The 10,492-nt window shown below is 73.4% G+C and carries 10 protein-coding genes; 6 read left to right on the top strand and 4 right to left on the bottom strand.

Going from position 1 to position 10,492, the window contains the following annotated elements:
- The coding region (locus A4R25_RS30065; RefSeq protein ID WP_197495001.1) for a transposase at positions 1-718 on the top strand (718 nt) is incomplete at its 5' end.
- Between the two features lie 296 nt (positions 719-1,014).
- On the opposite strand, the gene galT is transcribed toward A4R25_RS30065, so the two are convergent.
- From galT to A4R25_RS30045, 4 genes are all read right to left on the bottom strand, one after another.
- A complete protein-coding gene (galT, locus tag A4R25_RS30060; RefSeq protein ID WP_064448853.1) occupies positions 1,015-2,088 on the bottom strand; it encodes a galactose-1-phosphate uridylyltransferase in 1,074 nt (357 codons plus the stop codon).
- The gene (locus tag A4R25_RS30055; RefSeq protein WP_043328376.1) at positions 2,085-2,873 is read right to left on the bottom strand and encodes a DeoR/GlpR family DNA-binding transcription regulator; all 789 of its coding nucleotides are present in this window, start codon (positions 2,871-2,873) and stop codon (positions 2,085-2,087) included. Before A4R25_RS30055 ends, galT begins: the two co-directional genes overlap by 4 nt.
- 171 nt (positions 2,874-3,044) lie before the next feature.
- A complete protein-coding gene (gene cysC, locus A4R25_RS30050) occupies positions 3,045-4,574 on the bottom strand; it encodes an adenylyl-sulfate kinase (RefSeq protein ID WP_043328378.1) in 1,530 nt (509 codons plus the stop codon).
- Between the two features lie 130 nt (positions 4,575-4,704).
- Positions 4,705-6,252 (bottom strand): glycosyltransferase family 2 protein, encoded by a 1,548-nt coding sequence (locus A4R25_RS30045; protein ID WP_064448852.1) that lies wholly within the window; start codon positions 6,250-6,252, stop codon positions 4,705-4,707.
- A gap of 152 nt (positions 6,253-6,404) precedes the next feature.
- Here A4R25_RS30045 and A4R25_RS30040 point away from each other — a divergent pair, with 152 nt between their 5' ends.
- The 5 genes from A4R25_RS30040 to A4R25_RS30020 all read left to right on the top strand — a co-directional run bounded on the left by A4R25_RS30040 (position 6,405) and on the right by A4R25_RS30020 (position 10,446).
- Complete coding sequence (locus tag A4R25_RS30040; protein ID WP_064448851.1) at positions 6,405-7,319, top strand: ABC transporter ATP-binding protein; 915 nt, start codon at positions 6,405-6,407, stop codon at positions 7,317-7,319.
- On the top strand, positions 7,312-8,190 hold the full coding sequence (locus A4R25_RS30035) for an ABC transporter permease (RefSeq protein ID WP_043328381.1): 879 nt from the start codon (positions 7,312-7,314) through the stop codon (positions 8,188-8,190). The genes A4R25_RS30040 and A4R25_RS30035 overlap by 8 nt, the downstream gene beginning before the upstream one ends.
- Positions 8,187-9,146, top strand: coding sequence for an ABC transporter ATP-binding protein (locus A4R25_RS30030; protein WP_064448850.1), 960 nt, complete (start codon positions 8,187-8,189; stop codon positions 9,144-9,146). Before A4R25_RS30035 ends, A4R25_RS30030 begins: the two co-directional genes overlap by 4 nt.
- Complete coding sequence (locus tag A4R25_RS30025; protein ID WP_064448849.1) at positions 9,146-9,856, top strand: ABC transporter permease subunit; 711 nt, start codon at positions 9,146-9,148, stop codon at positions 9,854-9,856. The genes A4R25_RS30030 and A4R25_RS30025 overlap by 1 nt, the downstream gene beginning before the upstream one ends.
- 152 nt (positions 9,857-10,008) lie before the next feature.
- Positions 10,009-10,446, top strand: a complete 438-nt coding sequence (locus tag A4R25_RS30020; protein ID WP_197495002.1) for a hypothetical protein — start codon at positions 10,009-10,011, stop codon at positions 10,444-10,446.
- Positions 10,447-10,492 lie beyond the last annotated feature (46 nt).

Here is a 10,492-nt window from a genome sequence, read left to right as displayed (position 1 = left end):
GGTCTGGGCCTCGCCCGGCAAGAGCGCGGCGACCCTCAACGCGTTCTTCGACCTGCTCGGCGATGAGCGGGCCGCGAAGATCACGCACGTGTCCGCCGACGGCGCGGACTGGATCACCACCGTTATCCGACGGCGCTGCCCGAACGCCGTGCGCTGCGCCGATGCATTCCACGTCGTGGCCTGGGCCACCGACGCCGTGGACAGGGTTCGCCGCCAAGCCTGGAACGAGGCCACCGGCCGTGGCGCCGGCCGTCGCGGCGTCGCCGTCGGCACGGCCCGCCAGTTGAAGAACACCCGCTGGGCGTTATGGAAGAACCCGGAGAACCTCACCGACGCCCAGCAGGCCAAACTCGCCTGGATCGCCAAGACCCACCCCCGCCTGCACCGGGCCTGGGCGTTGAAAGAAGGCCTCCGACTGGTGTTCACCCTGGCCAAGACCAGCCCGACAGCCGCAGTCGAGGCCCTCGACCGATGGATCGGGTGGGCCCGCCGCAGCCGCATCGACATCTTCATCGACCTACAACGACGCGTCACCCGTCACCGCGACCAGATCATCGCCGCCATCACCCATGGCCTGTCCAACGGCCGCATCGAGTCCGTCAACGCCAAGATCCGCCTCATCACCCGCATGGCCTTCGGCTTCCACTCATCCGAAGCCCTCATTGCCATGGCCATGCTCAGCCTCGGCGGCCACCGACCCGAACTACCCCGCCCATGAACACCCGACCCACACATCCGTCACAAGACCCCTTTTTAACACCTCAGGGCCGTCGGGGCGGCGTGACCTCGCTCGGTGCGTTCTCGTTGACAGGGTGGACGAGATGCCAGTCGCGTCCGTGAAGGTGGGCCGTCGCCGCGCGCCGGCCGGCCGACCTTCGAGGCTGCTGAGCGCAGCCAGCCGTCCCTTCCCTGCGGGGGGTCCTGTCCCGGGCCCCCCGCGCCCCCGTGCCCGGGCTGCGGTTGTTAAGAAGGGGCCCTTTCTCTACCGCAGGCGTTAACAAGGGGCCCTTCCTTTCATGCGGCGCGCAGCAGCTCGGCGGCTCGCTCGGGGGCGATGTCGTTGATGAACACCCCCATGCCGGACTCCGACCCGGCCAGGTACTTCAGCTTGTCCTTGGCCCGCCGGATGCTGAACAGCTGCAGGTGCAGGTGGCCCAGCTCCCTGTCGATCCGTACCGGCGCCTGGTGCCAGGCCGCGATGTACGGCATCGGCAGGTCGAACAGCCCGTCGAAGCGACGCAGCAGGTCCAGGTATAGCGGCCCGAACGCGTCCCGCTCGGCGTCGTCGAGCGCCGGGATGTCCGGCACCGGCCGGTGCGGCGCCACGTGCACCTCGAACGGCCAGCGCGCCGCCGCCGGGACGTACGCGGTCCAGTGCTCGTTGCTCGTCACCACCCGTTCCCCGGAGGCGCGTTCGGCGGCCAGCACGTCGGCGTACAGGTTGCCGCCGGTGCGCTCGGCGTGCCGCCGGGCGGCGGCCAGCATGTCGCGGGTGCGCGGCGTGACGAACGGGTACGCGTAGATCTGCCCGTGCGGGTGGTGAAGCGTCACCCCGATCTCCACGCCCCGGTTCTCGAACGGGAAGACCTGCTCCACGCCGGGCAGCGCGCTCAGCGCTTCGGTGCGGTCGGCGAGCGCGTCCAGCACGGTCCGCACCCGATGCGGGGGGAGCCGGGCGAACGAGGCGTTGTGGTCGTCGGTGAAGCAGACCACCTCGCACCTGCCGAGGCCGGGCCGTACCGGGGTGAACGGCGTGATCTCGGCCGGTTCGTCGGCGACCCGCTGGCTCAGTGACGGGAACCGGTTCTCGAACACGACGACGTCGTAGTCGGGCGCCGGGATCTCGCTGTGCCGGTCGCCCCGGGACGGGCACAGCGGGCACTGGTCGGCCGGGGGCAGGAACGTGCGGGTCTGCCGGTGCACCGCGACCGCCACCCACTCGTCGGTCAGCGGGTCGTACCGCAGCTGCGAGGCGGGCGGGGGAGGGGGCAGGTCCCGCCGGTCCGGCTGGTCCCGGACCGCGTCGTCCCGCTCGTCGAAGTAGATCAGCTCGCGGCCGTCGGCCAGCGCGATCCGCGTACGCTTCACTGCGCCCCCCTCTGCGCGGGCACCGTCACCAGCTCGCCCACCCTGTCGTCGAGTACCCGTCGTGCCTCGGGCGCCAACCGGTCGTCGGTGACCAGCACGTCCGCCGCGTCCAGCGGCACTATCGACGAGATGCCGACGGTGCCCCACTTGGTGTGGTCGGCCAGCACCACGAGCCGGTCCGCGGCGGCCACGAGCGCCCGGTTCGTGTCCGCCTCCATCAGATTGGGCGTGGTGAACCCGGCCCGTTCGCTGATGCCGTGCACGCCGAGAAAGAGCACGTCCAGGTGGAGCGCGGCGATCGCGGCCACGGCGAGCGGCCCGACGAGCGCGTCCGACGGCGTGCGTACCCCGCCGGTGAGCACCACTGTCTGGTCGGGCCGGCCGCCGACGTGCAGCGCCTCCGCCACCGGCAGCGAGTTGGTGACCACCGTGAGGCCGGGCACGTCGACAAGTCGCCGGGCCAGCTCGGCGGTGGTGGTGCCGGCGGAGAGCGCGATGGCGGCGCCGGGCCGGACCAGCCCTGCGGCGTGGTCGGCGATCGCCGCCTTCTCGGCGGACTGGCGGTCGGCCTTGGCGCGGAAGCCGGGCTCGTCGGTCGAGCCGGGACCGGCGGGCGTCGCGCCGCCGTGCACCTTGGCGAGCAGGCCCTGCTCGTGCAGCGTGTCCAGGTCGCGGCGGATGGTCATGTCGGACACGCCGAACTCGGCGGCCAGTTCGGTGACCCGGACGCCGCCGGCGAGACGCAGTCGTTCCAGGATCGCCGTCTGCCGCTGCCGCGCCAGCATCCCGGCCCACCTCCGAGCGTCACCGACCGCGATGCTCACGCGGTCGAACGTGTTCCAACAAAGGCGAACACTACCGCGCAGCGAGGGGCGATGCGAAACCGCCGTCGTCCGTAAGGCCGGACGACGGCGGTCGAGGTGCTCGCAGGCCGGACGCGTCCGGCGGCCGAAAGGTCAGGCGGGCTGGAGGCGGGGCTCCACCCAGCCGGTCTCGGTGAGGTGTTCCATCACCTTCCCGATGGCCTCCTCGACGCTGATGTCCGAGGTGTCCACCACGAGATCGGCGTCGGTGGGCTCCTCGTACGGGTCGTCGATGCCGGTCATCCCGGTGAGCAGGCCGGCCCGGGCGCGGGCGTACAGGCCCTTGCGGTCGCGCTGCTCACAGACCTCAAGCGGCGTCGCCACGTGGACCAGCAGGAAGCCCGCGCCGGCCGCCTCGGCCATCTCCCGCGCGGTGGCGCGGGCCGCCGCGTACGGCGCGATCGGGCAGCAGATGCCGACCCCGCGGTGCCGGGCGATCTCGGCGGCCACCCAGCCGATCCGGCGCACGTTGAGATCCCGGTCGGACTTGCTGAACCCGAGCCCGGCGGACAGCTCCCGCCGCACCACGTCGCCGTCGAGCAGCGTGATCGTGCGGTCGCCCTGCTCACGGAGCACGTCGGCCAGGCCCCGGGCGATCGTCGACTTGCCCGAGCCGGACAGCCCGGTCAGGAAGATCACCAGTCCCCGGTACCGCCGCGGCGGGCGGGCCCGGACCAGTTCCTTCGCCACCGCCGGCGGGGTGTGCCACTCGGGCAGCGGGAAGCCCCGGTCCAGCAGGTCGTCGATCTCCTCCACGCTCAGCGCCAGCCGGCGGTTGCGCGGCGGGATGTCCTCCCGCCAGCGCCACTGCCCGTCCCGGTTGTCGTAGGCCAGCTCGCGGGGCACCAGCACACGCAGGCCGGCGCCGGAGAGCATGCCCTCGGTGGAGAGCAGGTGGGTCACGCCGTACGCGGCGGCGACCCGGGCCCGCAGCAGCGCGTCGCTGATCTCGTCACGCCGGCGGGCCAGCGGCACCGCCACCAGCGTCGCCGGGGGCATCCGGTCGCGGGCGGCGAACACGGTACGCACCAGCGCCTCGGACGGCAGGCCACCGGTCGACCCCTCGCCCACCGGGATCAGCACCAGCAGGTGCGCGCCGAGCGTGCGGGCCGCGTGCGCGATCTGCGCCAGTTGCGGGCGGTGCAGCGGACGGTCGGCGAAGACCCCGAGCACCCGGCCCGGCGGCAGCAGGCCGCGTACCTCGTCGGGGCCGCGCCGCAGGCGCTGGAACGGTCCGTGGCCGCCGTCGCCCAGGCGGCGCACCGTGCCACCGACGCCCACCAGGCCCTCGCGGCCCGGCCAGACGTCCGTCACGTCCATCGCCGCGACCGGCGCGCCCTCGCCGTCGGTGAGCACCACCGCCCGGCGGGCCGGGTCCGCCGGGTCGAGCCCGTCGGCCAGCGCGGCCGGCACCTGGAGCGTCACCGGCACCGGCCACGGAGTGCCGTCGGCGAGCCGGCCGCGCCGGCTCAGCGAGGTCAGGTCGGCCCGGCTCATGAAACCGGTGAGCGGCGCGTACGCCCCGCTCAGCAACAACTGGAGATCGGCCAGCTCAGCGGGTCTGGGCGCGTACGACGGCGCATCCCGCAGAACGTCCTCGGGCAGCAGCCACCCGTTGCTCATCGAACCCCCAACTCACCGGCCGGCACACAGTTTCGCAGCCCACCGGCGATCGGTCGAGAGCGCCACCCGGCCTCCCGGTAATCGCGCGTTCCGGCGATCGTGCCGAGGACGAACCGGGGTCTTCGAATCCTTACCGCCGGGCCGCCGCCGGTCGATCGTGCGAACGGCTGCCGACGCGCGCCGACCGGCCGAGCGCGCGATCCCGGATCCGCCGGACCGCCCGCCGGATCCGGGCGCGGAGCCGGCGCGGATCCTCCACCCGGGGCGGCCCGCCGTCGGCCGCGCAGCGCACCACGAGCGGCAGGTTCGCGTCCAGCGCCCACCCGGCCTGAATCACCCGGGCCCGGACCTCCCAGGTGCCCCGGGTCCGGCCGCCGTCGAGCGCCGCGAAGTCGACGGTGGCGGTGCTGCGGTGACAGACCCGGCCGTCGGCGGCCGGCTCGGTGGTGGCGTCGACCGGCAGGAAGAACTCCTCCCGGGTCTCCCGGCGGCGGATCACCACGTCGGTCCTCGCCCCGCCGGCCCGCATCACGACACCGTCCGGCGCGGCCCCGGCCACCGGGAGCACCGGCAGCCCTCGGTCGTCGAAGCGCAGCGGCTCGTCCCCGGCGCGCAGGTGGGCGGAGACGGCGACGGTCAGCGTCCGTCCCTCCACCTGCCACCGGTCGACGGCGGCGTGCGCCCGGACACTCACGTCCCACTCCGCCAGCCGGCGCAGGTCGGCCATCCGCCCCTGCGCGGCGAGATGCGCGATCACCTGGTACATCGGCGGCACCCCGGCGATCGCCTCGGGTGCGACACGCTCCTTCACGAGCTGCCCCACCTCGTCCGCCACCTGCCCGGCCCAGGGCTCCGGCGCGCTCAGCAGCGCCTGCCCGCGCAGCCGGTTCAGCATCTCCTTGCGCAGCCAGCGCCGATGCAGCCGCAGGCGGGCCGCGGCCGGTGGGCGGTGGGCGTCCACGGTGTCCATCGCGGCCCGCAGCGCCGCGTAGTACTCCGCCGGGTCCATCCGGGTGGCGGTGACGTTGCCCGCGTCCTCGCGGCGGGCGTGGTGGTAGCAGGGGTGGTCGGCCAGCACGCAGATCCGCTCGGCGAGCAGGTAGGCCGCCGCCATCAGCCGGTGGTCCTCCAGGCGTCGCGGGTGGCCCTCCGGGAAGCGCAGCCCGTGCCGGTCGAGGAAGGACCGCCGGAACAGCTTGTGACAGGTCATGCTGTCGGCCAGCGGCGCGTTCGCCAGGGTGGCGTCGAACCGGTTCTCCCGGAACAGCTCCCGCGGTACGCCCCGCCGGTGCCCGATCATCCGTCCGACGACGATGTCCGCGTCGTGTGCCCGGGCGCAGGAGTGCAGGCGGGCCAGCGCCTCGTCGCCGAACCAGTCGTCGTCGTCGGCGAAGAAGACGTACTCGCCGCGTGCCTGCTCCAGCCCCTGGTTGCGCGGGCGCGACGGCCAGCCCGAGTGCGGCAGGCGCAGCACCCGCACGTGCGGGTCGGCAGCGGCCAGCTCGTCCAGGCGCTGCGGCGTCCCGTCGGTCGACCCGTCGTCGGCGAAGATCACCTCGTATCCGCCGGGCGGCAGCCCCTGCCGCGACAGCGACGCGACGAGCGGATCGAGGTGGGCCCCGCAGTTGTACGTGGGCACCACCACGCTCACCGCCGGCCGGTCCGTACCGTCGCTCATGACGCCCCCCGTCGAGTCGCCTCACACGGTGGCAGCTTCCCCGCGACGCCGCTACCCCGTCGGTCACCTAGGGGGCCCGGAGCCGAGGGATCAGGGGATCGCCCGGGTCAGGACGGGCTCCGGCGCGGCCCCGGAGTTCTACGCTGAACGGCGTGACACTGCTCGCGACCGAGTCGCTGACCAAGACGTACGGAGGCCGGGTCACCGCGTTGACCGACCTCACCGTATCGGTCGAGCCGGGGATCATCGGGCTGGTGGGCGCGAACGGCGCCGGCAAGTCCACCCTGATCAAGATCCTGCTGGGTCTGCTCCCGCCGACCAGCGGCCGGGTACAGGTGCTCGGCCTCGACCCGACCACCGACCCGGCCGCGGTCCGCGCCCGGGTCGGATACATGCCCGAGCACGACGCCCTCCCGCCCGACCTGTCCGCCGCCGAGCTGGTCACCCACCTGGGCCGGATCAGCGGACTGCCGCGCACCGTCGCCCGGGAACGGGCCTCCGAGGCGCTGCGCCACGTCGGTCTGCACGAGGAGCGGCACCGGGCCGTCGGTGGCTACTCCACCGGTATGAAGCAGCGGGTCAAGCTCGCCCAGGCGCTCGTACACGATCCCGATCTGCTGCTGCTCGACGAGCCGACGAACGGCCTCGACCCGGCCGGCCGGGACGCCATGCTCGCGCTGATCCACCGGATCGGCACCGAGTTCGGCATCTCGGTGGTGGTCTGCTCGCACCTGCTCGGCGAGGTGGAGCGGATCTGCGACACGCTCGTCGCCATCGACGGCGGCCGGCTGCTGCGCGCCGACCGGGTGTCCGCCATGACCACCGCCACCGACGTGCTCGCCGTCGAGGTGAGCGAGGGCACCGACGACCTGGCCGCCCGGCTCGCCGCGCTCGACCTGCCGGTGACCCGCGACGGGCGGCTGCTGCTCGTCCCGCTCGCCGACGACGCCACCTACGACCAGATCCTCGGCGCGGTCGCCGAGCTGGACCTGCCGCTGCACCGGCTGGACCAGCGGCGGCACCGGGTGGCCGAACTCTTCGCCGCGAGGGAGCCCAGCCATGTCTGACGCGACCGGGGTCATCCACGACATCGGCTACCAGCGCTACACCGGCCCGCGGCTCGGCCGCCGGCAGGTCTTCGGCGCGCTCTACCTGCACGGCGTGCGTACCGTCTTCGGGCTGGGCCGCAGCGCCAAGGCCAAGATCTTCCCGTGGCTGGTCGTCTCCGTGGTGACCGTGGTGGCCGCCGGCGTCACCGCGGTGCGCAGCCAGATCGGCGAGGTGGTGATGACGTACGCCCAGTTCGCCGACGCGATGAGCTGGCTGGTCATCTTCTTCGCCGCGGTGGCCGCGCCCGAGCTGGTCTCCCGCGACCTGCGCAGCGGCGTGCTGCCGCTGTACTTCTCCCGGCCGCTGCCGCGCGGCGACTACGCGCTGTCCAAGCTGCTGGCGCTTGTCACCGCGCTGTGGCTGCTGCTCGGCGGCCCGCAGCTGGTGATGTTCCTCGGCGCCGCGTTCACCACGAACCGGGGCGTACGCGGGGTGTGGGACGAACTGCTCGACCTGCTGCCCGGGCTGCTCTACGCCGGGCTCTGGGCGGTGGTGTTCGCCTCGATCGCGCTGCTCGTCGCCTCGCTGACCGGCAAGCGCGCGTTCGCGGCCGGCGGCATCGTGGCGGTCTTCCTGATGACCACGCCGGTCGTCGGCGTGCTGTCCATCCTGCCCTCGCGGACGATCAACGAGCTGGCCTTCGTCGCCTCCCCGCCGACGCTCGTCGGCGGCGTGGGCAACTGGGCGCTCGGCGACCGGCTGACCCAGGGACGGGGTGGCATGCCGATCGGCGACTTCGGGCCGGTCTACGCCGCGGTCGCCGTGCTGCTGGTCGCCGCCTGCGTCAGCCTGCTGCTCCTGCGATACCGGAAGGTGGCCGCCCGATGACGGCGATCAGCACCCAGTCGACGGCCGGCGCGCCCGCCGCCGCGACGAGCACGCTCGACCTGGCCGGTGTCTCCCGCTGGTACGGCAACGTGGTGGCGGTCAACGACGTCACCATGCGGCTCGGCCCCGGCGTGACCGGCCTGCTCGGCCCCAACGGCGCCGGCAAGACCACGCTGCTGCACATGATGGCGGGCTTCCTGTCGCCGTCGCGCGGCACGGTGACGCTGGACGGGGAGCCGACCTGGCGCAACCCCGGCGTCTACCGGCGGCTCGGCCTGGTCAGCGAGCGCGAGGCGGTGCACACGTTCCTCAGCGCGTACGAGTTCGTGCTGGCCAGCGCGAAGCTGCACCGGCTGCCCGACCCGGAGGCCGCCACGAAGCGGGCGATCGAGCTGGTCGAGATGGAGGACGCGCAGACCCGCCGGATCGGCACCTACTCCAAGGGCATGCGGCAGCGCACCCGGGTCGCCGCCGCGCTGGTGCACGACCCGCAGGTGCTGCTGCTCGACGAGCCGTTCAACGGGATGGACCCGCGCCAGCGGCTGCACATGATGGCGCTGCTGCACCGGCTCGGCGACGCGGGACGGACCATCCTGTTCAGCTCGCACATCCTGGAGGAGGTCGAGCAGGTCTCCGGCACCGTCCAGGTGATGGTCGCCGGCCGGCTGGCCGCCTCCGGCGACTACCGGACCATCCGTCGCCTGATGACCAACCGGCCGCACGTGTTCGCGGTCCGCTCGACCGACGACCGCGCCCTGGCGGTGGCGCTGATGGCCGAGGCGTCGGTCTCCGGCGTCGAGCTGGGCCGCACCGGCCTGACCGTCAAGGCCGGCGACTACGGCGCGTTCACCCGGGCCCTGCCCCGGATCGCGCTCCGGCACGGCATCCGGGTCCGGCAGCTCCTGCCGGAGGACGAGTCGCTGGAGAGCGTCTTCTCGTATCTGGTGGAGGCATGATGTCGACAGTCACCTGGATCACCGCGCGCGGCCTGTTCGGCCGGAGCCGGTTCCTCATGCTGCTGCCGTTGCCGCTGATCCTGATCGGCCTGGCGGTGCTCTGCCGGTCGCTCGGCGTCGACCCCGGCCAGTGGGGCCCGCCGGTGCTCGTCGGCCTCGGCCTGGCGGTGGTGCTGCCGGTGGTGGCGCTGATCGTGGGCACGGGCGTGCTCGGCGCGGAGATCGACGACGGCACCGTCGTGCACATCCTCACCAAGCCGCTGCCGCGCTGGCAGATCGTGCTGCCGAAGCTGGCGGTCGCGGCCGGCGTCACGGCGGTCACCGTCGGTGTCCCGATCTACGTCGCGGGCGTGCTCGCCGATTCGGTACGCCTCGGACTCGCCCTGGTCGCCGCCTCGGCGGCGGGCGCGCTGGCGTACTCGGCGCTGTTCCTGGCGCTGAGCCTGGTGACCCGGCGGCCGGTGCTGCTCGGCCTGGTCTACGTGCTGATCTGGGAAGGCCTGCTGGGCCGGTTCGTCAGCGGCACCCGGGTGCTGTCGATCCAGCAGTGGGTGATCGCCCTGGCCGACCGGATGGCGCCGACGCCGCTGCTCGGCACCAGTGTCTCGGTGCCGGTCGCGGCGGTGCTCACCGCGCTGGTGGCGGTCGGGTTCACCGTGCTGGCGATCGACCGCCTGCGCTCGTTCAGCGTGGCCGGCGAGACGAGCTGAGCCCGGAGGGCGGGACCCGTTTTCCGGCGTTCGCGACGGAAAACGGGTTCCGCCCTGCCGTGTCCGGTCTGCTAGTTTGCGGCGGCTACGAACACCGACACGGGGAGAACACTGTGCGTTCAGCTCGCTTCGCCCTGCTCGCTCCGGCCGCGGTGGCGATGATCGTCATGTCCGGCTGCGGCGACGACGAGGACACCCCCTCGGCCGGGTCGGCGGCGCCCTCCGCCCCGGCCGCCACGTCCGTGCCGCCGGTGACGCCGGCCCCGGTGGGCCTCGACGAGGCCACCCGGAAGACCTGCACGACGGCGGAGAAGGACATCACCGCCGCCCTGAAGGAGGTGGCCGAGGCGGAGAAGATCGGCCCGCCGGCCGGTCACTCGGCGGTCAGCGCGCAGTACTCGGCGGGCGCGGCCACGCTCTACACGCACGCCTTCACCAACAGCGACGAGGTGAACAGCGCGGTGAAGGGCGTCGCGACCGAGATGACCGACCTCGCCGACGCCTGGGCCAAGGCGCCGGGCAAGGCGCCGAGCAGGGCGGATCTCACCGCCGCCCGGGACAAGCTCAAGGCGGCCTGCGCGGCCGACTGAGGAATGCACCGCCGCGGGCCGGTCCGGCCGGCCCTTCGGGGTGTTA

It is taken from the genome of Micromonospora sp. NBRC 110037, from assembly GCF_001652995.1.
Classification (GTDB): Bacteria; Actinomycetota; Actinomycetes; order Mycobacteriales; family Micromonosporaceae; genus Micromonospora; species Micromonospora chalcea.
This window is presented reverse-complemented; position numbering and strand designations above follow the sequence as displayed.